Source organism: Cumulibacter soli, from assembly GCF_004382795.1.
GTDB classification, from domain to species: Bacteria; Actinomycetota; Actinomycetes; order Mycobacteriales; family Antricoccaceae; genus Cumulibacter; species Cumulibacter soli.
In genome coordinates, this window is sequence record NZ_SMSG01000003.1 from 188,580 (window position 1) to 212,697 (window position 24,118).

The following is a 24,118-nucleotide window of genomic DNA, read 5'->3' on the forward strand; positions in this document are numbered from 1 at the left end:
AGTATCCGATGAGCAAGCAGCCAGCGACCGGGAGCCCAAGCCCCGACAGCGATCGCGCGGCGCCGCCGGCCGGTAAGGCCGGCCGCGACCTGCCAGCGGCGATCGGTGTCGGTGTGGGCATCGGCGCCGTTGTGCTGCTCACCCTGTTCGTGTACCGGCCGGCCTTCGGCGCCTTGGTACTTCTCGTGGTCGGCATTGCCTGCTACGAGATCAGTACGGCGCTGCGCTCGCGGGGATTCTTGGTTGCCTGGTGGCCGCTGGTAGTCGGTGGCGCCGCGATGGGCGCTTCTGCCTGGTTCTACGGACTTGACGGTCTCGCGGTCGCGACGCTGCTGACGTTCCTGGTCGCGACCGGGTGGCGGATGACCGGTGATGTCGAGGGGTTCGTGTCCTCGACCGCGGCGTCCGCCCTAGTCATCTTGTACGTACCGTTCCTGGCCGGGTTCGCCGTGATGATGGCGAATCGCGAGAGCGGGGCAGTGTGGGTGATCACCTGGGCACTGGCTGTCGTCTGCAATGACACCGGTGGCTATACCGCAGGCGTGCTGATCGGTAAGCATCCGATGGCGCCGACGATCTCACCTAAGAAATCTTGGGAAGGATTCGGTGGATCGCTCCTCGCGGCGGCGATCGCCAGCGTCCTGATGTTCACGCTCGCCCTTGACGGGCAGTGGTGGCACGGCGCCTTGTTCGGACTGGCTATCGCGATGATTGCGACTGTGGGCGATCTTGCCGAGTCGATGATTAAGCGCGACCTGGGTATCAAGGACATGAGTAACCTGCTGCCCGGGCACGGCGGGGTGATGGATCGACTCGACAGCCTGCTGTTCAGCGCCCCGCTGGCGTGGATGCTGCTGACGCTTTTCGTCGGTTAGTTCCCGCCGGGCGATGCGTACTGCCGAATCCATGCGTGCATAGCGATTCCGGCCGCGACTCCGGCGTTGATCGAGCGGGTCGAACCGAATTGGCTGATCGAGTGAACTGAGCGGCAGCGTTCGGCCATCGTGTCACTGAGCCCTACGCTCTCCTGACCGAACACGAGCACGCAGTCACGCGGGAGCGCCGCGGTCTCGATCGGTGATGAGCCAGGAAGGTTGTCGATTCCGATGAGTGCTAGCTGACGACTGTCGGCATAGTCGGCCAGTTCTACTGGATCGGCGTGATACCGCACGTGCTGGTATCGATCGGTCACCATCGCGCCGCGGCGATTCCATCGTCGGCGTCCGACAATGTGCACCTCGGCGGCGAGGAATGCGTTTGCGGTCCGGACGATCGTGCCGATGTTCATATCGTGATGCAGGTTCTCGATCGCCACGTGAAAGTTATGTCGCCGGGTATCCAGGTCGGCGATGATCGCCGCCATGGACCAGTACCGATATCTATCGATGACGTTGCGCCGGTCGCCATCGGCGAGCAACTGCTGATCCAGGCGATCGTCCTCGGGCCATGGCAGCGGGTGTGGACCGACCCCCACCGGCGGAGCGTACGACGGTGACGCGCCCTCGTCGTACTGTTGCTCGTCCACGCACAGACAGTATCGCTGCGACGTCCGCTGACTGAGAGGGGGATGACGGCAACCATGCGCTCTGTCATAGTCCAGGAATGGACTTCCCGATCACCGAACGCAGTTACTCATCCGAGCGACACACCACCGCGTATTTGCAGGCGGGACCGCAGGACGGCCCGTTGCTGGTGTTCTGCCACGGCTGGCCAGAGTTGTCCTACTCGTGGCGGCATGTGTTGCCGGTATTCGCCGGCTTGGGGTTCCATGTGGTCGCGCCAGATATGCGTGGTTATGGCAATTCGAGCGTGCCCCCGAACACCGATGACTACACGCAGCGAGAGATCGTCGCTGACATGATCGAACTGCTCGACCACTTGGGTGCGCAGCGCGCCGTCTGGATCGGTCACGACTGGGGCTCGCCGGTGGTGTGGAACATCGCCACGCACCATCCCGAGCGCACCCGTGCGGTCGCTTCGTTGTCCGTACCTTTCCAGCCCGGGGGCTTCGCGAAAGTCAACCTGTATGGCTTGATTGATCGAGACATATACCCCGAGGACGAGTATCCGGTGGGGCAGTGGGACTACTTCCTCTTCTACCAAGAGTCGTTCGACCAGGCGCAACGCGACTTCGAACGAGACGTCACAGCCACCGTGAAATGCATCTTCCGCCATGGCAAGCCTGAACACATCAGCCGCCCGGCCGGCACCGCGAGTACCCGCCGCGACGGCGGATTCTTCCGCGGACCGACCGCGCCGGATATCCCGCGTGACGACGCCGTGCTATCCGAAGACGATCTGCAGCGATATGTCGGCGCGCTTGAGCGCAACGGCTTCCGTGGACCCAACTCGTGGTACGTCAACGACGAGGTCAACCAGGAGTACTCGCAAGAGGGGTCCGCGAGCTTGGACATGCCGGTGCTGTTTCTGCACGGCCACTACGACCAGACCTGCCAGACCGTGCACAGTCAACTGGCCGACCCGATGCGTGGAGCTTGTACCGACCTGACCGAGCACATCATCGACAGCGGCCACTGGATCGCACAGGAGAACCCAGCGGCCGTCAATGCGGCCCTCGCATCGTGGCTGGTGAGCAAGGTCGGCGATTGGTGGCCCGGCACACGGTAGGCCCTCTCACACTCCTTGGGCCGGTGGCGGCGCGCCGAATCGTGGGATGATCGAGAGCCTATGACTGCTCTACCGCTCGTCTTCAGCCCGCCGCGGGGCGTGAAGAAGCCACCTCGGCATCTCGCGGACCTGGACCTGTCCGGCCGCCGCGCCGCGATGGCTGACCTCGGCGTGCCCGCATTTCGGGCCAACCAGCTCTCGAATCATTACTTCGGTCGGTTCGTTAACGACCCGGCGCAGATGAGTGATCTGAGCGCGGCCGATCGCGCCGCGCTCGCTGACGAGTTGTTCCCCACGCTGCTGAACCATGTGCGCGAGCAGACCTGCGATGACGGTATGACGCTCAAGACGCTGTGGCGGCTGTTCGATGGGGCGCTGGTGGAATCAGTGCTGATGCGTTACCCCGAGCGCACCACGCTGTGTATCTCCAGTCAGGCCGGATGCGGGATGGCCTGCCCATTCTGCGCGACCGGGCAGCAGGGTCTCACCCGTAACTTGTCGACCGCCGAGATTGTCGATCAGGTCGTGGTCGCCGCGCGCACAATGCGCGACGGGGCAATGGCCGGCGGCCCGGGACGCCTGTCGAACATCGTGTTCATGGGGATGGGCGAGCCGCTAGCGAACTACAATCGGGTGATCGCCGCGGTACGTCGGATCACCGACCCGGCACCTAGCGGCCTGGGCATCAGCCAGCGAGGCGTCACCGTTTCCACCGTCGGTTTGGTCCCGGGCATCGAGCGTCTTACCGCCGAGAACATGCACGTGCGCCTGGCCGTGTCCTTGCACACCCCCGACGATGAACTGCGCGACACCCTGGTGCCGATCAACAACCGGTTCAAGGTCGATGAGGTACTGGACGCCGCGTGGGCTTACGCAAAGCAGACACGTCGGCGAGTATCCATCGAGTACGCGTTGATCAGGGATGTGAACGACCAGCCATGGCGTGCTGACCTGCTGGCCAAGCGGTTGCGGCAGCGAGGCGACTTCCCGTGGGTGCACGTGAACCTGATTCCGCTCAACCCGACCCCTGGTTCGGAATGGGATGCCAGTCCGAAGCCGGTGGAGCGAGAGTTCGTACGCCGCCTGATCGCAGGTGGCGTCACGACGACCGTCCGCGACACCCGCGGGCAGGAAATCGACGGCGCCTGCGGACAGTTGGCAGCCTTGGAGGAGAACTGATTTGGTAGTACCAACCCCGGAATTCGGCGCGGCAAAGCGCGGGCGTAAGGGATATGAGCGCGCCGCGGTCGACGCCTTTGTCGAGCGGGTACTGGAGCGGGTCAACACGGACCGTTCGCCCGACGGGATGTCTTCACACGAACTGGCGATGCCGCTCTTCGATGAGGCACGAGGTGCTGCGGCGTACGACGAGCCGAGCGTGGACGAGTGGCTTAAGGACATGCGCAAGCGCATCCAGGAGCTGGAATCAACTGTGCGCGAGGAAGACATCGCCAATCCTGGCCGTGAGGGCTCCGTGCAGGAAATGGCCGCTCCGCAACATTTCGATGACCGCTTCCCGCGAGTCAGCCGTTCGGTGCTGGGATTCGCCGCGGATGAGGTCAACGACGCGATGGACAACCTGCGCGCATCGTTGAATACGTCGCAGGCGCCAAGCCCGGAGCAGATTCTGGGGCTGAGCTTCACCGAGGAGCACGGCGGTTATCGGCAGGTCGCTGTCGCCGAGGCGCTCGAGCTAATCGCGCTGGCGCGCCGGGCGCGGTAGCGCCGCATCAGCCTACGCGGCGCACCAATACCCGCGTCCCACACAACACAGAGTCCGCTTCGCCATCGCGAAGCGGACTCTGTGTTGAATGAGAACCCAGTCGTTGTATTAGGACCCAGGCGTAGCTGGGGCTATTTGCGCCAGGTCGACTTTCGCTGGTTGGCGGCGCTGATCAGCACGATCGCTAGCATGACCGCCGCGATTATCCACAGCCAGAGGTCTTCGACCTTGCCCTCGTGGTTGCCGATGGCCATCAACGCCACGACGATGGCGGCGATGAAGCCGCCTATCCGCAGGCCGCGGCCATTACCGGAGTGGTGCCATCCCCAGATGCGCGGGTCATCGTCCGCGAGCTCGACCTCTGTCGACGCCGATGCAGGATGAGCCGAACCATGCGTAATCGAATCGTGGTCCGCTTTGCGGATGCTTGCCACGGTGCCTCCCAGGAATGCGCAGTACCTTAAACGTCATCATTTCATTAGCTCCTGGCTTCGCGTGCAGCAGGTGTGTGCCGGAGCGGTCGAGCCAACGATCAAGGACAATTGAGCGGTGAACTCCCAGCGTAGCCTCGTCATCCTCGGTTCAACCGGTTCGATCGGTACCCAAGCAGTCGACGTCGTACGCCGTAACCGGAGCAGGTTCGCGGTGCGGGCGATCAGCGCAGCCGGCAACCACGCGGCGTTGCTGGCGCAACAGGCCTTCGAGCTCGGCGTCGACACCGTGGGCGTCGCCCGAGCCACCGCAGCCGAGGACGTCATCTTGCATCTACGCGCTGAGGCAGCCCGTCGCGGAATACGGGAGATTCCGAAGGTGCTCGCTGGGCCGACCGCCACCACCGAACTGGCCGCGCTGCCGGTGGACGTCGTGCTGAATGGCGTCGACGGATCTATCGGACTTGCGGCCACCGTGGCGTGCTTGCGGGCCGGCACGAGGCTGGCCCTGGCGAACAAGGAGTCGCTGATCGCCGGGGGCACGTGGGTGGCGCACATGGCTGCGCCGGGTCAGCTCGTCCCGGTCGATTCGGAGCATTCGGCGATGGCTCAATGTCTGCGGGCCGGACGGCGCGAGGAAGTGTCACGATTCATCCTCACTGCCAGCGGTGGTCCGTTCCGCGGGCGGAACCGTGCGGACCTGCGCGACGTCACCCTCGCGGACGCACTGGCGCATCCCACGTGGTCCATGGGGACGTCGGTCACCCTCAATAGCGCGAACCTGATCAATAAGGGGCTGGAACTCATCGAGGCGCACTTGTTGTTCGATGTCCCGCCCGACGACATCGTCGTCGTGGTGCACCCGAGTTCGGAGGTCCACTCGATGGTCGAGTACGCCGACGGATCGACCATCGCGCAGGCGTCCCCACCCGATATGCGGATGCCGATCGCGCTCGCCCTCGGCTGGCCAGACCGGGTGAGCGGCGCCCAGCCGTCGTTCGACTGGTCGAGTGCCCGCAGCTGGGTGTTCGAGCCGCTGGACGACGATGCCTTCCCCGCAGTGCGCTTGGCGCGGGAGGTCGCGGGCGCCGGCGGGGTGGCGCCGGCGGCGTACAACGCCGCGAACGAGCAGGCGCAGGCTGCGTTCATCGATGGCCGGATCGGGTTCCTGGACGTCGTGGATATCGTCGAGGCGAGCGTGCGTCGCTTAGGGGCGAATCACGACTTGGAGCGTCCCGGCACCAGCCTGGAGCAGATTTTGGAGTTTGAGCGCGTGGCCAGGAGCACCGCCGACGACCTCATCGCGGACTGGCCGAACAGCGGAGCCGCTCAGTCATGATGACCGCGTTAGGCATTCTGCTATTCGTCATCGGACTGCTTTTCTCAATCTGGTGGCATGAGCTCGGCCATTTCGCTGCGGCGCGACGTTTTGATATGCGCGTCAGCCAGTTCATGGTGGGCTTCGGGCCGACAGCGTTCTCGCGGCAGATTGGCGAGACGGAACACGGGATCAAGTGGATTCCGCTCGGCGGCTACATCCGGATCATCGGCATGATCCCGCCGAAGCCGGCGCGCAAACCCCGTAAGGGGCCGTTCTCAGGATTGATCGCCGAGGTACGTGAGCAATCAGCCGCCGACCTGAAGCCTGGTGACGAAACCCGCGCGTTCTACACCAAACCGTGGTGGCAGCGGGCCATCACTATGTTCGCTGGGCCGCTACAGAACCTCATCTTTGCGCTGGTGCTGTTCACCATCATCCTCACCACGCTCGGCGTGCACACGCCATCACTGACCGTGCAGACGGTCAACGAATGCGTGCTCCCGTCCACGACCAACGCCGACGACTGCACGAAGCCGGTCGACGCTGACGGGATCGTGTGCGAGAGCGGGGACACAGCATGCGCACTGCCTGCCGCCAGCCCGGCCGCGGAAGCGGGATTCGAGGTCGGCGACACGATCGTGGCGATGAACGGTGAGCCAGTCGAGGACTGGGAGACCGTTCGCGAGGAGATCCGCGTGTCGCCTGGTGAGCAGATGACATTTACGGTCGACCGTGGCGGTGAACACCTGCAGTTGTCACTCGTCCCGATGCGCAACGAGATGCCCTCGGACGAGGACCCGAACGAGACCGTCGAGGTCGGGTATGTCGGGCTAGCGCCAAGCCAACCAATGACGACCCTGTCCATCACGGAGGTCCCCGGGCACGTATGGGATTTCGCCGGCCTTGCCGTCGAGCGCATCATCGAATTACCGCAGCGGGTGCCGGCGCTGATCGACGCTACGTTTGCCGGCGGCGAGCGCGATCCGGAAGGACCGGTGGGACTCGTCGGAGTCGGCCGCATCTCCGGCGAGATTCTGTCGATGCCGTCGCCGGCAACCGAGCGAATCGCCTACTTCCTGTCGCTGCTGGCGAGCCTGAACATGATGTTGTTCCTGTTCAACTTGATCCCGCTGTATCCGCTGGACGGTGGCCATATCGCCGGAGCGCTGTACGAGGGTCTGCGCAACGCGGTCTACCGGATTCGAGGCAAGACGCCGCCTGGACCGATCGACATTGCGGCGGCGATGCCAGTCGCCTACGTGGTCGCAGGTGTATTCGTCCTGTTTTCGCTGTTGCTGGTGGTGGCGGACGTGATTAACCCGATCACGCTGATGCAATAGGCGCGCCACGGCACCGGGGTTCACGGATAGCATTGTCTGCATGAGCGTCTCCCTCGGTATGCCGCAGCTTCCACCGCCGGTACTAGCCCCCCGCCGGGCGACCCGCCAGTTGAACGTCGGCGGCGTGCTGGTCGGTGGCGACGCACCGGTATCCGTGCAGTCGATGACCACGACACTGACCGCGGACGTAAATGCGACGCTGCAGCAGATTGCCGAGTTGACCGCGTCAGGGTGCCAGATCGTGCGAGTGGCAGTGCCGAGTCAGGACGATGCGGACGCCCTGCCGGCGATCGCGAAGAAGTCGCAGATCCCCGTCATCGCCGACATCCATTTCCAGCCGAAGTATGTGTTCGCCGCGATCGATGCCGGCTGCGCCGCCGTTCGGGTGAATCCGGGCAACATCAAGGCTTTCGACGACAAGGTCGCCGAGATCGCTCGCGCCGCCAGTGCGGCCGGCACACCGATCCGCATCGGAGTGAACGCCGGCTCGTTGGACAAACGGCTTCTGGCCAAGTACGGCAAGGCGACTCCCGAGGCGCTGGTGGAGTCTGCGCTGTGGGAATGCTCGTTGTTCGAGGAGCACGACTTCCGCGACATCAAGATCTCGGTGAAGCATCATGACCCCGTCGTGATGGTGCGTGCATACGAGTTGCTGGCCGAGCAGTGCGACTATCCGCTGCACCTCGGGGTCACCGAGGCCGGACCGGCATTCCAGGGCACAATCAAATCCGCTGTGGCGTTCGGCGCGCTGCTGAGCAAGGGGATCGGGGACACGATCCGGGTGTCGCTGTCTGCGCCGCCGGTTGAAGAGGTCAAAGTCGGGCTACAAATCCTGGAATCGCTGAACCTCCGCCAGCGTGGTCTGGAGATCGTCTCGTGCCCGTCCTGCGGCCGCGCTCAGGTTGACGTCTACACGCTCGCTGAGCAGGTCACCGCCGGCCTGGAGGGGCTCAAAGTTCCATTGCGTGTGGCCGTCATGGGATGCGTCGTGAACGGCCCGGGTGAGGCGCGCGAGGCCGACCTCGGCGTTGCCTCTGGCAATGGCAAGGGGCAGATCTTCGTTAAGGGCGAGGTAATCAAGACGGTTCCCGAGTCGCAGATCGTGGAGACCTTGATCGACGAAGCGATGCGGCTTGCCGACGAGATGGGCGTCGATGCAGCGGGCGAGCCATCCGTCAGCGTTTCTTAGCGAGGACCCGCGCTGTGAGCCTGGTGAGCCGCGCTCGAGCGGCGGGGGTGGCCGACCGCGAGCAGGTACTCGCGTTACTGGCGATGGACCCGGTCGAATCGGTGCCGGTTTCGTCGTGGTTGAGTCGCTCCGGCGTCGAGCGCGGGTTGCGTTCGGGCAACGTGTGGCTGCACGGTGACTCGCTGTGCTTTTCCGGTGCGAACCTTTTGCCGGTCAATATGGACGCTGACGCCGCCCGCGCGTTCGCCGATCTGGCGTTACGCCAGGGGCGGCGGTGTTCGTCGATTGTGGGTCGACTGCCGGCCACCGCTGATCTGTGGCGTATGCTGGAACCGCGTTGGGGTCCGGCCCGCGCCGTACGGCAGCGGCAGTTTGTGATGGTGACGCGCCAGGATGCGCCGATCGCGCCGGACCCGATGGTGCGTCATGCCCAGGCTGAGGACCTGGAGGAGTTTTTCACGGCCTCGGTCGAGATGTATACCGAGGAGATCGGGGCATCGCCGATCGCGCATGACGGCGGATCGTCATACCGCTACCGGATCGCGCAGTTGATTCGCGACGGCTTCGCGTTCGTGCGGGTCGAAGACGGGCGAGTGATCTTCAAGGCCGAGTTGGGTGCGGTCAGTGGCGGATGCGCGCAATTGCAGGGCGTATGGGTACACCCGGATCGACGTGGTGAGGGAATTGGATCCGCCGCGACGGCCGCCGTATTGCGCTTGGCGCGCAGCGCGGGAATGACCACGGTCTCGCTGGCCGTCAACGATTTCAATATCGCCGCTGTGCGCTCATACCTGCGGTGTGGCTTCGAGGTGTTAGGCGCACAAATGGTTGTGCTTTTCTAGTGCGCAACCTCTAGCGTTCGCGAGCCAACTTGGTGATCGCGTACGCCGTTGATCGATCCGCAGGTTTACCGCAGGACGGCGGCTTCGCGACGGTCTTGCGCGACTCGACCAGCCCCTGCCACACCGATCCTGCGACGGTCATCCGAATCACGTGCCCTTCGTTGATCTGCTGGTAACTGAGCATGCGCACGTCGTCGATGCCAGTCAGGCCGAGCCGCAGGCGCAACTCGGCGTCCACCATTTGCGCTGCCGCAGGTAGGGAACTGAGGCCGCGTAGATCTTCAGCGATCACTTTCGCGTGCCGCTCGGCGTCGTACGCGCGTTCCGCAGACTCCTCGGTCAGTCGCCCGTACACGGCGCCACTGGGCAGCGCGAGCGCGGTTGCGGCGAATCGGTGCCCGCCGAGGTGACTGCATTCGTACACGCGCTGCGGGTATCGCGCGGCTAAGGCGCCGGCAATCGGCACTCCGTAAATCGCGCAGCACTGATCCCGCTTGGCGTGCGCACATACGAACAGCAGCTGCTCGGTGACCGATTCGGCGTCCGGATGTACGGCCAGCGGTTGGTGCGCCGCCGCGGCGAGGTCCGAATCGAGCACCTCCGCGAGGTTGCGCACGGTGAACGTGACGACGGCACGATGCTGCCGCGCGAGCGTCGCAACGAATACCCGGCGCTGCAACGGAGCCCGCTCACGACGTCCAGGTTGACGAAAGACGAGCGTCTTGAGCCCTACATGTGCGGCCGCCGACTCAAGTGCGGGCCCTATTCCGCCGAGTGTGCTGGGTCCGAGTGCCTTGTGCGGCCAAGCGCCGGGCTCTTCGACCAGCAGGTACCCCACCTCGGTGCTGCCGGCGCTACCGGCCATTGGCTCCCCGCTCATCAGCGAGCGCACGCTACAGCGTTGGGCGGCTTCTACTTGGCTCACGGGCCCTCCTGCGCCGGGGCATTCGTGACGAGGATACGTACGGACCGCGCTGAGGTCAGCGCGTCGTCGATGGTCCGGCGCCGCGGTTCGCCCACCTCCACGGCGATAGTGCGGGCCGCTGACAGGCTCCTCAGAGGCTGCGCGGTGCACACCGCGCGCACCAACTCCAGGTCGCCACCGGTAACTAGCAGGTCCACGGCACCGGGGACGTCGCCGAGGACAGTGCGGGCAGCGCCGGCTGCGGCCGTGGCTAACGCGGCGGCTTGATTGGCGCGGCGCCGGGCAAAGCGCTGCTGACTCTGCCCGCCGGCAGCGGTCCGACCTTGTACATAACGGCTGCCGGTCTTCGATGCTGTCACGCGGTGGTGTGCGCCGTCGTACTCGACGCGCGCGATGCTGTAGCCGCCGCGTCGTACCAACGCGACTACGCCGGTTCCGGCCGGTAGTAGGGCTGCGATGAGCGCCGGTAGGTCAGTGATGCCCGGGAGCTCAATAGGTAATACAGCCCGAGCGCCGCGCACCGTGGCCACGACGGTTCCCTCCGGCTCTGCGGTGATCGAACAGATGGCGCCGTTGCGCGCCGCGAACCCGTCGAACCAGCGTTGCAGACGCTGCGGGGGAACGTTGACCTGCGTGCTCACGCCATACCTGGGAGCGAAGGCGGCAATGCTTCCGGGTCGAGTTCTCGACGCCAGCGCCCGGCCGCAGACGCGGTATCGAGCATGCCGTCGAGGCACAGTTGCCGGAACGTCGCGTCGGGCTCACCATCGGTGCCGATGCAGAACCGCCACTGCTGAGTCAGTGATTCCTCCACGTCCGCCGCGAACGCCAAGGCCGATTCGTCGTCGCTGAGCAGTCCCGGCACACGGTAGCCGGCCTGAGCCGGGACGGGTTCACCATTCAGAGCGCGCAATAGATCCTCGATCTTGGTGCGCATCGCGCGTTGTGCGTTGTCGCGGCTGGTGATTGGCTTCAGGTACTCCTGGGAAACGGTAGCGCCGATCTCGCCGTACGCCCAGATCGCGGCGTGCTGATTCGCCAACACTTGTTGTAGGGCCTGGACTTGTTGCTCAGTCATCGAGAACCTCCACCGCCTCTTGGTGACTTGCAGATAGCGCGGCAAGTAGTGGGGCTCGCTGTGCGGGCTGCGTGAGTGCGAGCTCACCGCATTTTGTGACGAGTGTTTGCTCGAGGTCGATGACGGTGCCGAGCGCCGCAGCCGGATCGGCGGTGTCGGAGGGCGGGGTGGGGCTCGGCACGTCGCCAGCGCGCAGGGCAAGTGCGCCGGCTAGCGCTGAGATCTGTTCCTGCACGTTCTGGGCTAAGCCGGTGAGGGCGTCGGAGGGCGCCGACGCGATGGCGGCTTCGTACCCGGCAGCTAACTCGAGATGATCATCTATTAACTCTGCCAGGGGATCGGGAGGCGCCGGCTCCGGTTCCTGCGGCGCCCGCGTGGTGCAGCCAGCCAGAGCCAATGCGAGCCCACCCGACGCAAGGAGTACCTGGCGTCGGCTCAACGGGGACTGCGCGGAGATAGGCACCCTGTCCAGTCTGCCACCCGACTGCGTGGCGCCGGACGGTGGCTCTCCCGTAGGCTCATACCCACAATTGCCCGACCTGCAGGTGCATCCACAGCACGGTGAAGGAGTACGTCCGATGACCAGACGACCCCCTGGTGCCGCCGCTGGCGGACACGAGCGGCGCCAGCGCGAACTGGAGACCACGCTGCGCCCCGTTGTCCAGGACGCCGGGTTTGATCTCGAAGCGCTCACGCTGTCACAGGCTGGGCGCCGCAGCGTTTTGCGGGTCATCGTGGACAGCGATGCGGGCGTGAATCTCGACGATATAGCAGCAATCAGCCGGCGGGTCTCCGAACAGTTGGATGCCGGCGATGACGGGTTCGGTGCATCCCCGTACACTCTCGAGGTCACCTCCCCGGGGGTCGATCGGCCACTGACCGAAGTTCGGCACTGGCGTCGCGCGATCGGGCGATTGGTGCAGTGGCAACACAACGGGCGATCGACGACCGGACGAGTTGCCGCAGTCGACGGCGATTCGGTGACGATCCGCCTCGATGGCAGGGATGAGCAGTTCAGCCGCGAGACTATCTCGCCGGCGCGTGTGCAGGTCGAGTTCAACAAGTCCGAAAGCGGCAAGGAGCATCCCTGATGAACGTAGATATCGCGGCGTTGCGCACGATCGAACGCGAAAAAGATATCTCGCTGGATACGGTCATCGACGCAATCCAGACCGCGCTGCTGTCGGCGTATCGGCACACCGAAGGCCACGCGCCACGTGCACGGGTCGAGATCGACCGCAAGAGCGGCCTGGTCCAGGTCCTGGCGCAGGAGGTCGACGCCGAAGGCACGGTAACGCGTGAGTGGGACGACACCCCAGAAGACTTCGGACGGATTGCCGCGATGACCGCAAAGCAGGTCATCCTGCAGCGGCTACGCGAGGCCGAGCACGACAACACCTACGGAGAATTTGAAGGCCGCGAGGGCGATCTCGTCGGCGGTGTCATCGAAGCCGACGCGATGCGCAACGAACGTGGTGTCGTTGCCGTGCGGCTCACGTCGAAACTCGAGGCTGCGATGCCAGCCAGCGAGCAGGTTCCCGGTGAGCGCTACACGCACGCCAGTCGGATCAAGGTGCTGATTGTCTCCGTCGTGCGTGGGCAGCGTGGGCCGCAGGTGACGGTGAGCCGCAGCCACCCGAATTTGGTCCGTAAACTCTTCGCGCTTGAGGTTCCTGAGATCTCTGACGGCACGGTGGACATCGTTTCGGTGGCTCGCGAGGCCGGCCACCGTAGCAAGATCGCCGTCCGGTCGAATTCGCCAGACGTCAGCGCGAAGGGTGCCTGCATCGGAGAGATGGGTGCTCGAGTACGTAACGTGATGAGCGAGCTACAAGGCGAAAAGATCGACATCGTCGACTACTCGGACGTGCCCGAAGAGTTCGTCGCTTCGGCGTTGTCGCCTGCGCAGGTAATCAGTGTGACGGTGACCGACCGGTTCGCTCGCGCCGCGCGCGTCGTCGTACCCGACTTCCAGCTGTCGCTGGCGATTGGCCGCGAGGGGCAGAACGCGCGCCTCGCAGCTCGCTTGACCGGGTGGCGCATCGATATCCGATCGGACGCCGAGACAGATTCGGCGCACCTCGACGCCGTGCCACCCGCAGGCGATCAGCAAGGTCGTGCACACCCGTAACCACCACGCCCACCGATGCGGGCACGGTAGCGCGCATCCGGCATGTCACGATGCGTCCCGTATCCCGTCGCGGTATGCTGGTCGACGGCGTCGTGTCCGCACGACCCGCGCACGGTGGGTGAGGAGTGGCTGTCCATGAATCTCCGCATGTGCGTCGGGTGCCGCGGGCGAGCCGACGCCACTGAGTTGATCCGCTGCGTGGTTGACGCTGATCATCCCGGAACACTCCGGATTGATCGACGGCGCCGCATCGCTGGACGTGGGGCGCACCTGCATCCGAGCGAGGCCTGCCTCGAGGCGGCGAAGCGCCGGCGCGCGTTCACTCGAGCCCTGCGGGTTTCCGGACCCCTGGATATCGCAGAACTTGAGCAGTACGTCACCGATGCGGGCCAACTCAATGTCCACAACCCGTGACCCGATTGGTATGGATCCCGATGAACAAGGCATCCCGATGAATCAGGCAGCCCGATGAAGATGCAGCGATGACTGTTCTTCACTGGAAAAACACGAGGTCGTAGCGGAACGTCTGCTGCGGCTTCAAAGACTAGGAGACCCGTGGCAGGCAAGGCCCGAGTACACGAGCTGGCTAAAGAGCTCGGTGTAACGAGCAAGCAAGTTCTCGCGAAACTCAGCGAGATGGGGGAGTTCGTCAAGAGTGCGAGCTCCACCGTGGAAGCGCCCGTAGCGCGCAAACTCAAAGAACAGATGGCCGGTGGCGATAAGCCGAGCGGTTCGCGTCCGGCCCCGAAGTCGGCACCCAAGGTTGAGGTGTCCGGTCCGGTGCCGACGTCGATCGTGCCCAAGCCTGGACCGAAGCCCGGTCCGGCGCCGAGCCCGGCTCCCGCCGCCGCTGCGCAGGCCCCGCCCGCGGAACAGGCGCCGCCGGTAGAGGAGAAGCCGGCTTCGGCACCCGCACCGCGTCCGCGTCCGGCCGGAGGGAACAACCCGTTCGGGGTCGGCCAGGCCGCGTCGCGACCGCCGACACCGCGCCCGCCAGCACCGCGACCGAGCCCGGGAAGCGTGCCGAACGCGCCGCGGCCTGGCGCTCCGCGACCCGGTGGTCCGCGTCCAGGCCCGGGCGGCCCACGCCCGGGTGCCGGCGGTCCCCGCCCCGGTCCTGGTGGTCCACGACCTGGTGGTCCGCGTCCAGGCCCGGGCGGCCCACGCCCAGGCGCTGGTGGTCCGCGTCCTAGCCCCGGTTCGATGCCGTCGCGCCCTGCGCCCGGCCTGAGCCGGCCCGGCGGCGGTGGCGGCGCTCGGCCCGGTGGTGGCGGCGGCGGTCGTCCCGGCGGCGGTGGCGGTGGATTCCGTCCCGGTGGCGGTGGTGGCGGCGGCGGATTCCGTCCCGGTGGCGGCGGAGGTCGCCCCGGCGGCGGTCGCGGTCGCGGCGGTACCGCGGGCGCGTTCGGTAAGCCGGGTGCGCGCGGCCCGGTCCGTGGGCGTAAGAGCAAGAAGCAGCGGCGGCAAGAGTTTGATCAGATGGATGCGCCGTCCATCGGTGGCGTGCAGGTTCCTCGCGGTGACGGCTCCACAGTGCGGCTGTCGCGTGGCGCATCGCTGACGGACCTGGCCGAGAAGATCAACGCCTCCCCAGCATCGTTGGTGACCGCGTTGTTCCACCTCGGTGAAATGGTCACGGCGACTCAGTCAGTTAACGACGACACCCTCGAACTGCTCGGAGCCGAGCTGAACTTCAAGATCGAGGTCGTGTCGCCGGAAGACGAAGACCGCGAGCTGCTCGACGATTTCGACATCACCTTTGGCGCCGACGCCGATGCGGAGAACCTGGTGGCGCGTCCGCCGGTCGTCACCGTTATGGGTCACGTCGACCACGGCAAGACCAAGCTGCTGGACGCCTTGCGTCAGGCAGATGTCGCGGGCGGCGAGTCGGGCGGCATCACGCAGCACATTGGTGCCTACCAGATCACGACCGAACATGAGGGCGCCGAGCGTGCCTTGACGTTCATCGACACCCCCGGTCACGAGGCATTCACCGCGATGCGTGCCCGTGGCGCCAAGACGACGGACATCGTCATCTTGGTGGTGGCTGCTGACGACGGTGTAATGCCGCAGACGGTTGAGGCGATCAACCACGCCCAGGCGGCGTCGGTCCCGATCGTTGTCGCGATCAACAAGGTCGACAAGGAGGGCGCGAACCCGGAACGCATCCGCTCGCAGCTCACTGAGTACGGCCTGGTCGCCGAGGAGTACGGCGGCGACACGATGTTCGTAGAGATCTCGGCGTTGCGCCGGCAGGGCCTTGATTCCCTGCTGGAGGCAGTGTTGCTGACAGCGGACGCGTCTCTGCAACTCGAAGCCGACGCGGCGATGTCGGCCCAGGGCGTGGCGATCGAGGCGCACCTGGACCGCGGTCGCGGTTCGGTGGCCACGGTTATTGTGCAGCGCGGTACGTTGCGGGTCGGCGATTCGATCGTCGCCGGTGACGCGCACGGACGCGTACGTGCGATGGTCGGCGATTCGGGGGAGAACCTCACCGAGGCGGGCCCCTCTACGCCCGTGCAGGTGTTCGGCTTCACCTCCGTACCTGGCGCCGGTGACACGTTCCTGGTCGTCGATGAGGATCGGGTTGCTCGCCAGATCGCCGAACGTCGTCAGGCGCGCGAACGCAACGCGCAGTTGGCGAAGTCGCGTCGTCGCATCTCGCTGGAAGACCTCAACAAGGCCCTCGAAGAGGGCAAGGTCGAGAATCTCAACCTGATCATCAAGGGTGACAACTCCGGCACCGTGGAGGCGCTGGAAGACGCCCTGTTGAAGATCGAGGTCGGCGATGAGGTCTCGTTGCGGATTATCCACCGGGGCGTGGGAGCAGTCACCGAGTCGGACATCGACCTGGCGACGGCGTCCGACGCGGTCGTGCTTGGCTTCAACGTGCGCACCCAGGGCAAGGCCACCGAGCGAGCGAACCGCGAGGGCGTCGACGTTCGCTTCTACTCGATCATCTACCAGGCGATCGAGGACGTCGAGAACGCGCTCAAGGGCATGCTCAAGCCGGAGTACGAAGAGATCGCGCTCGGTACCGCCGAGATCCGTGCGGTGTTCCGCTCGAGCAAGTGGGGCAACATCGCCGGCTGCATGGTGCAGTCGGGCCTGATCCGTCGCAACGCCAAGGCGCGGCTCGTGCGCGATGGCGCTGTCGCGGCGGACAACCTGACGATCGCGTCGTTGCGCCGGGAGAAGGACGACGCCACCGAGGTGCGGGAGGGTTTCGAGTGCGGTATCAGCCTCGGTTCCTACAACGACATCAAGGAAGGCGATCTCATCGAGACGTTCGAGATGCGCGAGAAGCCGCGCGCTTAGCGCGTAGCGACTAGCCGACGGTGGCCGGCCGGATGGGTTCCGGTTCGGCCACCGTTGTGCGTTTCGAACAATGTCAGTGCGAGAGAATTGACCCAGATCGACCTCACGAGGAGGAGACATGGCTGATGAGGCTCGCGCCCGCCGACTGGCGGTGCGCATTCGAGAGATCGTCGCCGACACGCTTGAGCGGCAGGTGAAGGATCCCCGACTCGGGATGGTGACGATCACCAGCAGCAAGTTGACGTCCGACCTGCGTGAGGCGACGGTGTTCTACACCGTGTACGGCACCGCCGAGGAGAAAGCAGCCTCGGCCGCGGCCTTGGAATCTGCCAAGGGCGTGCTACGCAGCACGGTCGGTAAACGAACGGGAGTGCGATACACGCCATCGCTCACGTTCGTCGCTGATGAGATCCCGGAGCACGCGGCGACGATCGACGACTTGTTGGCGAAGGCACGCGCGGCAGATTCCGAACTTGCTCGCTCACGCGAGGGTAAATCGTTCGCGGGCGAGTCGGATCCGTACCGGCGTGCCGAGGACGATGAGGATGGCGACGGCGTTTCGTGAGCCGTTACGCGCTGCTGGTTGCGCCGTCCGCGAACCGGGTTTATCAACTAGATGCACCGCGGCTGCTGGCAGCCGAGTTGGAGATCATCTGCGCTGCGCGCGGCGTGGCAATCGGCGGCGTCGCCGTCGAGCAGATCAGCGGTGTCGATTACATCGGCTTCGACGCCGATCATCAGGAGGGCGCCGTCGCGAGCTTGGTCGCGGTGTCCTCCGCGCCGTACGCCCTGTTCGCCCGTGAGGGTGAGTTGCTGCGCCCCGTCGCGTTGCCGGCGTGGGCGCACTTTCATGACGATCTGATCAGCATTCCCAAGTACACCGGTAAGACGAATGAACAGTTCACCACTCTGCTGCTGAACATCACGTTGGCCGCAGGCAGTCGCCAGCAGTTGCTGACGGCTGGTCGTGGCCGGGTGCTCGACCCGGTCTGTGGGCGCGGCACGACGCTGAGCATCGCGACATTGCGCGGGCTGGACGCCATCGGCGTGGATGTCGACCGCAAGGACGTCGAGGCCTACTCGACGTTTCTGAAAACCTGGGCGCGCACCCACCGGCTGCCGCACAAGCACACGTTCGCGCCCGTGCGTCGCAACAAGCGCACCGTCGCTGAGCGGTTGGACGTCGAGTTGTACGCCGACCGGGCGGCCCAGAAGCAAGGGGCAGGGCAGCACCTGGCGGTTATCGTGGCCGATACCACCGCCGCCTCTCAGTACGTACGGGAGGCATCGGTGGACGCGATCGTCGGCGACCTGCCGTACGGCGTGACGCACGGGTCGCATCGAGGGCACGATCTCGACCGACGCGCTGATGACCTCCTCGCTTCGGCGCTGCCGACGTGGGCGGCGTTGTTACGGCCCGGTGCGGCGATCGGGCTGTCATTCAACACGCACACGTTGAAACGGGCCGTCGTAGAGGATGTGTACCGCAGCGCCGGATTGCAGGTGGCCGACTATGGCGAGGCGTTCGCACACCGAGTCGATGCCTCGATCCATAGGGACCTCGTCGTCGCGGTCCGCCCGCGCTAAGTCGCGATGGTGGAGCCTGCCTCACCAGCCCCCACGCGTGGGGTCGATCGGCAGCGGGAACCAATCCAGTACGGGGTAGCGGTAGACCACCACCGCGATTGCTGCGGTCGCGACGAGCAGTACGGCAGTGAGCGCGAACACTGATTGCTGCGTCGTGACGATAGCCCGTAAGCAGCGGTGTACCGACGATTTCGTTGCTCGGCTGCCGGGCCCGTACCACAACATGATGAGCGCCGCGATCGCGCCGAGGCCGGTTGAGATATTGCCGACGTGACTGCCCACGGCAAATACATCCGGAATCAGTAGCCCACTCACGTACGCGACACCGGTGCCGATCGCAGTCGGCAAGATCAGCGAACCCAGACTGACGACCAGCGCTTTCATCGCGCCCCATGGCGTACTGAATGCCTGTAACACGCTGGCTCGTCGATGGCTGCTGCCCATCTCCTCGCGCCAGCGCACCCGCTCGACAAACTCGTCCACCGTTCGCGCAGCGGTTAACAACAACACCAGCAGAATGCCTGTCGCGACGGGCATGGACATCGCGGCGGCCGTCAACAGCGCGCCGAAGCAGAACGTGGCCAGACCCGGACTACGTCGGGTCCGGACAGCGGCGGCGTCACGCGCCTGGGCGCGCGAAGTCCGTCGTCGCGGATCCCTGCGCTTCTGGGCGTCATCCGGCGTCGTCGTTGGATTTGGATCGTGCGGTTCGTCGGAGCGACGGATCGCCGGCGGTGGTTCTGGAGCCGACGCACGGCTCTGCCGGGCTGCCGGATCGTTCAACACCGCGGTGGAGGGTTGGGAGCCGTCAGGTGCCGAAGAGCGCGGCGCGCTGATCCCGGGGCCGGCGTCGATTGGTGCGGGCGTCGCGACTGGGGAGGAACGCACCCGCGCGGGACCGGTTGACCCGCCGCTGGCATACGTTTCGAAACGGGCCCGAATTTCGGCACTCCCCGGGCGCTCGGACGGACTGATCGCCAGACAATCCGACAGCAGCGGCCGCAGATCGGCGTCGACAGTGTCCAGGCGCAATTCGCCTCGGCGGATCCGATCGAGGACCACTTCGACCGGGCCCTTTCCGGCGGGTGAAGAGCCGGTCGCGGCATATGCGAGCACTGCCGCCCATGACCACCAGTCCGTCGCCGGTGTTGCCGGATCTCCGGATATCGTCTCCGGCGACACGTAGCCCGGGGTGCCGACGAACAAGCCGGTCATCGTCAACCGGGTCTCGTCAGCGAGTTGGGCGATGCCGAAGTCGATCACCACTGGACGGTGACCTTCCAGCAGCACATTACCCGGTTTGAGGTCGCGGTGGACGACGCCGACGTCGTGGATCGCATCCAGCGCGTTCAGTAGTCCACGACCGAGGGTGATGAGGCCGTCGCGACCGAGCGGTCCGACCTCGGCGACGTAGTCATCAAGTTGCGGGCCGTCGACGAACTCACTGACGATGTACGGTCGTTCGGCCTCAAGATCGGCGTCCACGACGTCGGCGATGTAGCGATCTCGCACCCGGCGCATCGTCATCAGTTCGCGGCGTAGCCGCGCCCGGGCGTCCGCATCGTCGGCCACATGATCGCGCAGCACCTTGACGGCAACCGGACGTTCGTCTTTGTCCACCGCGAGGTACACCACGCCCATGCCCCCGGACCCGGCTTTACGGATCAACCGATACGGACCGACGTACTCGTCACTGGTGACTGCGGTAGGCAGCCACAGATCGGTACGGTCGGTCGCGGACATACCTCCCAGATTACTGTGCCGCAGCGCCGGGCAGCCGAAACGCACTGTGGCGCGCGTGTGCGTGATGGCCCGTGCCAGACTGTGCGCATGCTCGACGAGCCGGCGCCGCCTAGTGTCCGCAAAGTGTTGGGGTTGGCGTTACCGGCGCTCGTAGTGCTGGCCGCCGAGCCGCTGTACGTATTGCTCGATACCGCGATGATCGGCCACCTCGGCACGCTGCCGCTGGCTGGTTTGGCCATCGGCGGGACCGTTCTGTCGCAGGTGTCCGGCCAGTTGAATTTCCTCGCGTATGGCACGACCGCGCGAGCCGCGCGCCGATACGGCGAAGGCGACCATGCCGGCGCCGTCCGGGAAGGCGTGAACGCCAGCATCCTCGCTCTGATCATCGGCGCCGTGATCGTGATCGCGGTCGAATTGCTGGCGTACCCGATCGCGCGGGTGATCGGAGGCTCGGATTCCCCAGCCTTGGACGACGCCGTCGGGTGGCTGCGGATCGCGATTCTTGGCGCCCCGGGCATCCTGCTGGCATTGGCCGGCAACGGCTGGATGCGCGGCCTACAACGCACGCGCGAGCCCACCATCTACGTCACCGTCGGCTTCGGGCTGTGCCTGATTCTGCTGCCGATCATGGTCACCGGGCTCGGTTGGGGTCTGATGGGCTCGGCGGTCGCCAACGTGGTCGCGCAGTGGATCACCGGCGGCCTGTTTCTGCGCGCCTTGTTGCGCGAGCGGGTCAGTCTGCGTCCGCAACGAAGCGTGATGATCGGCCAGTTGCGTACCGGGCGGGATCTATTCGTGCGAACGCTCGCGCTGCAGGGATCATTCGTGCTCGCGGCCGCGCTGTGTTCGCGGATGGGCCCAGAGGTGCTGGGCGCGCATCAGATCGGACTACAACTGTTCATGCTGACCGCGCTTGCCCTTGACGCTGTCGCGATCGCGGCCCAGTCGCTGGTCGGCGAGGCGCTGGGCCGCCGGGACAGGGTGCGGGCGCGGGCGACGGCTGCGCTGTGCGCCCGGGTAGGTCTCGTCGCTGGCATGGTCTTCGCGGCGGTACTGGTGCTCGTGCGCCCGTTCGCGCCATCCCTGTTCGCGTCCGCACCGGACGTCCTCGCCGAGGCCGCCGTGATGTGGTGGTGGCTAGCGGGTATGCAACTGGTCGCCGGAGTGCTGTTTGCGCTGGACGGCGTACTGATGGGCGCGAACGACGTCGCGATCCTGCGCACGATCACGATAGTCGCGCACGCTGGCGTGTATGCGCCCCTAGCCTGGTTGGCCTATCAAGCCGGATGGGGGATCGGTGGTATCTGGTTCGGGCTGACAATCTCACTGGTAGTACGGCTCGTACTAGGCGGTTGGCGGGTGCGCAGCGATCGATGGATGAGCGCAAGCGCGGCGTGAGGTGGCAACTCCGGTCCGCGTTGCCTATTCTTCGCAGACAGGCACACACTTCCGGAGGTAGACATGCCACATCTGCGGATCACCCACTCATCGAACCTGCCGGGGTTCGACGCCGGGTTGGCCATCGATCTCCTCATCGATGCGCTGGTCGGCACCGGCGAGTTCGCCGAGGAGACAATCAAAGCGCGTGCGTATCGCGCGGACGTGTTCGAGGTCGGCCAGGTACGCCAAGGTCGTGGTTTCGTCGACGTGCAGATCCGAGTACTGCCCGGCCGCACGATCGAGTTCAAATCCTCGTTGGCGGCGTTGGTCTGCGATGCGCTGAAGAACGGCGGACATTACCCACGCGATGTTCAGGTGCAGATCACCGCAGATGTGGTTGATCTCAGCGAGAGCTACACCAAGGTCGTCGTCGATCGTGCCTGACCATCCCGGGTTGACGCCGGAACAGACGAAGCGGGTTATCCAGATCGCAATGGACCTCGCCCGAGAAGGGCGAGGTGACGAGCTCGCCGAGTTCCTCGATCACGGGTTGCCCGTCGACGTCACGGATTCCGATGCGAACACCTTGTTGATGCTGGCGTCGTATCACGGTCGAGCCGATACGGTCGCGATGCTGATCGCTCGGGGCGCGGACGTCGATCTGCGCAATAACCGCGATCAGTGCCCGCTCGCTGGAGCGTTGTTCAAAGGCGAGGATGACGTCGCGCGACACTTGGTGGCCGCCGGCGCCGACTTGGATGCGGGATCGCCGACGGCGCGTCAGGCAGCAGAACTGTTTGGGCGCTCGCATCTGCTCGAATAGTCGGTCACTGAAACGTGAGGGGGCTTTTCGCGACAGTACGCGAAAAGCCCCCTACGTCGTGACGGTGTTAGCTTGCGGCCTCTAACGCCTCGATTGCCTTACGGACACCCTCGCCGTACGCCGGGTCAGCCTTGGTGCAGTTTGCGATGTGGCGCTCGATCGTCTCGCGCGATGCGCCGCTGATCGCGCGAGCGGTGTTCTCAAAGAGCGCCTGCTTCTGCTCGGCAGACATCTTGTCGCGGAACAGCACGCCGGGCTGGCTGAAGTAGTCCTGATCGTCGGCGCGGTGGTCGAACCGGTCGGCCCACGGCTCGATCTGCCACTTCGGCTCGCGGTACTGGGTCTGGTCGACCCAGCGGCCGTACGAGTTCGGCGTGATGCTCGGCGTCGCGCCCTGGTTACCGTCGACCCGCATCGCGCCATCACGGTGCATGCTGTTGACTGCGGTGGCGCCACGTGCGGCGTTCACCGGGATCTGATGGTGGTTGACACCGAGCCGGTAACGCTGCGTGTCGCCGTAGGAGAACAGGCGCCCCTGCAACATCCGGTCGGGGGAGTAACTGATTCCAGGTACGACCTGCGCGGGGTTGAACGCGGCCTGCTCGACGTCAGCGAAGTAGTTCTCCGGGTTGCGGTTGAGTTCCCATTCGCCGACCTCGATCAGCGGGTAGTCGCCCTTGGGCCACACCTTGGTGAGGTCGAACGGGTGATACGGAACCTTGAGCGCGTCCGCTTCCGGCATGATCTGCACGCACAATTTCCACTTCGGGAAGTCGCCGCGTTCGATCGCATCGAACAGGTCGCGCTGGTGGCTCTCGCGATCCGCGCCGACGATTTCGGCAGCTTCGGCATCAGTGAGGTTCTTGATGCCCTGCTGGGTGCGGTGGTGGAACTTGACCCAGAACCGTTCGCCGCTGTCGTTGGTGAAGGAGTACGTGTGCGAACCGAAACCGTGCATGTTCCGATAGCTCGCTGGGATGCCGCGGTCGGACATCACGATCGTGACCTGGTGTAGCGCCTCTGGCAGGTTCGTCCAGAAATCCCAGTTGTTTTCAGCGCTGCGCAGGTTGGTCTTCGGGTCGCGCTTCACGGCGTGGTTGAGATCCGGGAAGATCAGCGGATCGCGGAAGAAGAACACCGGCGTGTTGTTACCCACCAGGTCCCAGTTGCCCTCTTCGGTGTAGAACTTCACCGCGAAGCCGCGGATATCACGCTCGGCGTCTGCGGCGCCGCGCTCACCGGCGACGGTGGAAAATCGCGCGAACATCTCGGTCTGCTTGCCGACTTCGGAGAAGATCTTCGCGGAGGAGTACTTGGTGATGTCGTTGGTCACCGTGAACGTACCGAACGCGCCGGAGCCCTTCGCATGCATGCGGCGCTCCGGAATGACCTCGCGATCGAAGTGCGCCATCTTTTCCAAGAACCATGCGTCCTGCAGCAGCATCGGCCCCCGCGGTCCTGCTGTCAGGCTGTTCTGACCGTCCCATACCGGTGCACCGCCCGCTGCGGTCAGTGGATTGGTGTTTCCGGCGTCCTGACGGGGTCCTTCAACGCTCATCTGAAGCTCCGATCTCGATGCAGTCTGTCGGGCCGGGACCGCGCACGTGTTGCTGTGGCGGTCACCACTACCCGTTATGTGGCCAAATATATGAGCAACTC

General features: G+C 65.3%; 25 protein-coding genes. 17 read left to right on the plus strand and 8 right to left on the minus strand.

The annotated features are described in order from the left end of the window. The first annotated feature begins 8 nt into the window (after positions 1–8). Positions 9–875, plus strand: a complete 867-nt coding sequence (locus E1H16_RS07670; RefSeq protein WP_134323116.1) for a phosphatidate cytidylyltransferase — start codon at positions 9–11, stop codon at positions 873–875. Here the strand turns inward: E1H16_RS07670 and E1H16_RS07675 are convergent. After that, positions 872–1,525: a TrmH family RNA methyltransferase gene (locus E1H16_RS07675; RefSeq protein ID WP_208378921.1), complete on the minus strand. Its 654-nt coding sequence runs from the start codon at positions 1,523–1,525 to the stop codon at positions 872–874. The genes E1H16_RS07670 and E1H16_RS07675 overlap by 4 nt on opposite strands. Before the next feature lie 77 nt (positions 1,526–1,602). On the opposite strand from E1H16_RS07675, the gene E1H16_RS07680 reads away from it, so the two are divergent. From E1H16_RS07680 to E1H16_RS07690, 3 genes are read left to right on the plus strand one after another with little or no spacing between them, the layout of a single operon-like run. Beyond that, the gene (locus tag E1H16_RS07680; RefSeq protein WP_134323118.1) at positions 1,603–2,628 is read left to right on the plus strand and encodes an alpha/beta fold hydrolase; all 1,026 of its coding nucleotides are present in this window, start codon (positions 1,603–1,605) and stop codon (positions 2,626–2,628) included. Positions 2,629–2,688: 60 nt separating this feature from the next. After that, positions 2,689–3,807, plus strand: a complete 1,119-nt coding sequence (gene rlmN, locus E1H16_RS07685) for a dual-specificity RNA methyltransferase RlmN (protein WP_134323119.1) — start codon at positions 2,689–2,691, stop codon at positions 3,805–3,807. Between the two features lies 1 nt (position 3,808). Beyond that, on the plus strand, positions 3,809–4,351 hold the full coding sequence (locus tag E1H16_RS07690) for a hypothetical protein (protein WP_134323120.1): 543 nt from the start codon (positions 3,809–3,811) through the stop codon (positions 4,349–4,351). Between the two features lie 131 nt (positions 4,352–4,482). Here E1H16_RS07690 and E1H16_RS07695 read toward each other — a convergent pair whose 3' ends face one another. Next, positions 4,483–4,785 carry a DUF2631 domain-containing protein gene (locus tag E1H16_RS07695; RefSeq protein ID WP_166741666.1) on the minus strand — a complete coding sequence of 101 codons (303 nt, stop codon included), beginning with the start codon at positions 4,783–4,785 and terminating at the stop codon, positions 4,483–4,485. 115 nt (positions 4,786–4,900) lie between these two features. Here E1H16_RS07695 and dxr point away from each other — a divergent pair, with 115 nt between their 5' ends. The 4 genes from dxr to E1H16_RS07715 are packed head-to-tail and all read left to right on the plus strand — an operon-like array spanning position 4,901 to position 9,474. Further along, the gene (gene dxr / locus E1H16_RS07700; RefSeq protein WP_134323122.1) at positions 4,901–6,121 is read left to right on the plus strand and encodes a 1-deoxy-D-xylulose-5-phosphate reductoisomerase; all 1,221 of its coding nucleotides are present in this window, start codon (positions 4,901–4,903) and stop codon (positions 6,119–6,121) included. Next, positions 6,118–7,443: a M50 family metallopeptidase gene (locus tag E1H16_RS07705; RefSeq protein WP_243837777.1), complete on the plus strand. Its 1,326-nt coding sequence runs from the start codon at positions 6,118–6,120 to the stop codon at positions 7,441–7,443. Before dxr ends, E1H16_RS07705 begins: the two co-directional genes overlap by 4 nt. Positions 7,444–7,483: 40 nt before the next feature. Next, entirely contained in the window at positions 7,484–8,632 is a 1,149-nt protein-coding gene (ispG, locus tag E1H16_RS07710) for a flavodoxin-dependent (E)-4-hydroxy-3-methylbut-2-enyl-diphosphate synthase (RefSeq protein WP_134323123.1), read from the plus strand. Positions 8,633–8,646: 14 nt separating this feature from the next. Then, positions 8,647–9,474, plus strand: coding sequence for a GNAT family N-acetyltransferase (locus tag E1H16_RS07715; protein WP_208378922.1), 828 nt, complete (start codon positions 8,647–8,649; stop codon positions 9,472–9,474). Positions 9,475–9,484: 10 nt separating this feature from the next. Here E1H16_RS07715 and E1H16_RS07720 read toward each other — a convergent pair whose 3' ends face one another. The 4 genes from E1H16_RS07720 to E1H16_RS07735 are packed head-to-tail and all read right to left on the minus strand — an operon-like array spanning position 9,485 to position 11,940. Next, entirely contained in the window at positions 9,485–10,399 is a 915-nt protein-coding gene (locus E1H16_RS07720; protein ID WP_134323124.1) for a sucrase ferredoxin, read from the minus strand. Continuing rightward, positions 10,396–11,040, minus strand: a complete 645-nt coding sequence (locus E1H16_RS07725; RefSeq protein ID WP_134323125.1) for an acVLRF1 family peptidyl-tRNA hydrolase — start codon at positions 11,038–11,040, stop codon at positions 10,396–10,398. Before E1H16_RS07725 ends, E1H16_RS07720 begins: the two co-directional genes overlap by 4 nt. Further along, positions 11,037–11,477: a ferritin-like domain-containing protein gene (locus E1H16_RS07730; RefSeq protein ID WP_134323126.1), complete on the minus strand. Its 441-nt coding sequence runs from the start codon at positions 11,475–11,477 to the stop codon at positions 11,037–11,039. The genes E1H16_RS07725 and E1H16_RS07730 overlap by 4 nt, the downstream gene beginning before the upstream one ends. Next, entirely contained in the window at positions 11,470–11,940 is a 471-nt protein-coding gene (locus tag E1H16_RS07735; protein ID WP_134323127.1) for a hypothetical protein, read from the minus strand. The genes E1H16_RS07730 and E1H16_RS07735 overlap by 8 nt, the downstream gene beginning before the upstream one ends. 115 nt (positions 11,941–12,055) lie before the next feature. On the opposite strand from E1H16_RS07735, the gene rimP reads away from it, so the two are divergent. The 6 genes from rimP to E1H16_RS07765 all read left to right on the plus strand — a co-directional run bounded on the left by rimP (position 12,056) and on the right by E1H16_RS07765 (position 18,513). Continuing rightward, on the plus strand, positions 12,056–12,568 hold the full coding sequence (rimP, locus tag E1H16_RS07740) for a ribosome maturation factor RimP (protein WP_134323128.1): 513 nt from the start codon (positions 12,056–12,058) through the stop codon (positions 12,566–12,568). After that, complete coding sequence (nusA, locus tag E1H16_RS07745) at positions 12,568–13,608, plus strand: transcription termination factor NusA (protein ID WP_134323129.1); 1,041 nt, start codon at positions 12,568–12,570, stop codon at positions 13,606–13,608. Before rimP ends, nusA begins: the two co-directional genes overlap by 1 nt. A gap of 135 nt (positions 13,609–13,743) precedes the next feature. After that, positions 13,744–14,022, plus strand: a complete 279-nt coding sequence (locus E1H16_RS07750) for a YlxR family protein (protein WP_134323130.1) — start codon at positions 13,744–13,746, stop codon at positions 14,020–14,022. A gap of 141 nt (positions 14,023–14,163) precedes the next feature. Next, entirely contained in the window at positions 14,164–16,926 is a 2,763-nt protein-coding gene (gene infB, locus E1H16_RS07755) for a translation initiation factor IF-2 (RefSeq protein ID WP_134323131.1), read from the plus strand. A 118-nt stretch (positions 16,927–17,044) separates the two neighbouring features. Continuing rightward, entirely contained in the window at positions 17,045–17,491 is a 447-nt protein-coding gene (gene rbfA, locus E1H16_RS07760; RefSeq protein WP_134323132.1) for a 30S ribosome-binding factor RbfA, read from the plus strand. Next, positions 17,488–18,513, plus strand: a complete 1,026-nt coding sequence (locus E1H16_RS07765) for a TRM11 family SAM-dependent methyltransferase (RefSeq protein ID WP_134323133.1) — start codon at positions 17,488–17,490, stop codon at positions 18,511–18,513. The genes rbfA and E1H16_RS07765 overlap by 4 nt, the downstream gene beginning before the upstream one ends. Before the next feature lie 21 nt (positions 18,514–18,534). Here E1H16_RS07765 and E1H16_RS07770 read toward each other — a convergent pair whose 3' ends face one another. Beyond that, positions 18,535–20,256, minus strand: coding sequence for a serine/threonine-protein kinase (locus E1H16_RS07770; protein WP_134323134.1), 1,722 nt, complete (start codon positions 20,254–20,256; stop codon positions 18,535–18,537). An 87-nt stretch (positions 20,257–20,343) separates the two neighbouring features. Between E1H16_RS07770 and E1H16_RS07775 the strand changes: the two genes are divergently transcribed. From E1H16_RS07775 to E1H16_RS07785, 3 genes are all read left to right on the plus strand, one after another. Next, complete coding sequence (locus tag E1H16_RS07775) at positions 20,344–21,654, plus strand: MATE family efflux transporter (protein WP_134323135.1); 1,311 nt, start codon at positions 20,344–20,346, stop codon at positions 21,652–21,654. Between the two features lie 63 nt (positions 21,655–21,717). Continuing rightward, positions 21,718–22,080 carry a 5-carboxymethyl-2-hydroxymuconate Delta-isomerase gene (locus E1H16_RS07780; RefSeq protein WP_134323136.1) on the plus strand — a complete coding sequence of 121 codons (363 nt, stop codon included), beginning with the start codon at positions 21,718–21,720 and terminating at the stop codon, positions 22,078–22,080. Further along, a complete protein-coding gene (locus E1H16_RS07785) occupies positions 22,073–22,459 on the plus strand; it encodes an ankyrin repeat domain-containing protein (protein ID WP_243837779.1) in 387 nt (128 codons plus the stop codon). The genes E1H16_RS07780 and E1H16_RS07785 overlap by 8 nt, the downstream gene beginning before the upstream one ends. A gap of 67 nt (positions 22,460–22,526) precedes the next feature. On the opposite strand, the gene E1H16_RS07790 is transcribed toward E1H16_RS07785, so the two are convergent. After that, complete coding sequence (locus E1H16_RS07790; protein ID WP_134323138.1) at positions 22,527–24,017, minus strand: catalase; 1,491 nt, start codon at positions 24,015–24,017, stop codon at positions 22,527–22,529. Positions 24,018–24,118: the final 101 nt, after the last annotated feature.

What these genes read in the sequence shown, in the direction of transcription:
- E1H16_RS07670 (WP_134323116.1), top strand. Translation starts at nt 9, where the DNA reads ATGAGCAAGCAGCCAGCGACCGGGAGCCCAAGCCCCGACAGCGATCGC.
- E1H16_RS07680 (WP_134323118.1), top strand. Translation starts at nt 1,603, where the DNA reads ATGGACTTCCCGATCACCGAACGCAGTTACTCATCCGAGCGACACACC.
- rlmN (WP_134323119.1), top strand. Translation starts at nt 2,689, where the DNA reads ATGACTGCTCTACCGCTCGTCTTCAGCCCGCCGCGGGGCGTGAAGAAG.
- E1H16_RS07705 (WP_243837777.1), top strand. Translation starts at nt 6,118, where the DNA reads ATGATGACCGCGTTAGGCATTCTGCTATTCGTCATCGGACTGCTTTTC.
- ispG (WP_134323123.1), top strand. Translation starts at nt 7,484, where the DNA reads ATGAGCGTCTCCCTCGGTATGCCGCAGCTTCCACCGCCGGTACTAGCC.
- E1H16_RS07730 (WP_134323126.1), bottom strand. Translation starts at nt 11,477, where the DNA reads ATGACTGAGCAACAAGTCCAGGCCCTACAACAAGTGTTGGCGAATCAG.
- rimP (WP_134323128.1), top strand. Translation starts at nt 12,056, where the DNA reads ATGACCAGACGACCCCCTGGTGCCGCCGCTGGCGGACACGAGCGGCGC.
- nusA (WP_134323129.1), top strand. Translation starts at nt 12,568, where the DNA reads ATGAACGTAGATATCGCGGCGTTGCGCACGATCGAACGCGAAAAAGAT.
- E1H16_RS07750 (WP_134323130.1), top strand. Translation starts at nt 13,744, where the DNA reads ATGAATCTCCGCATGTGCGTCGGGTGCCGCGGGCGAGCCGACGCCACT.
- rbfA (WP_134323132.1), top strand. Translation starts at nt 17,045, where the DNA reads ATGGCTGATGAGGCTCGCGCCCGCCGACTGGCGGTGCGCATTCGAGAG.
- E1H16_RS07770 (WP_134323134.1), bottom strand. Translation starts at nt 20,256, where the DNA reads ATGTCCGCGACCGACCGTACCGATCTGTGGCTGCCTACCGCAGTCACC.
- E1H16_RS07775 (WP_134323135.1), top strand. Translation starts at nt 20,344, where the DNA reads ATGCTCGACGAGCCGGCGCCGCCTAGTGTCCGCAAAGTGTTGGGGTTG.
- E1H16_RS07780 (WP_134323136.1), top strand. Translation starts at nt 21,718, where the DNA reads ATGCCACATCTGCGGATCACCCACTCATCGAACCTGCCGGGGTTCGAC.
- E1H16_RS07790 (WP_134323138.1), bottom strand. Translation starts at nt 24,017, where the DNA reads ATGAGCGTTGAAGGACCCCGTCAGGACGCCGGAAACACCAATCCACTG.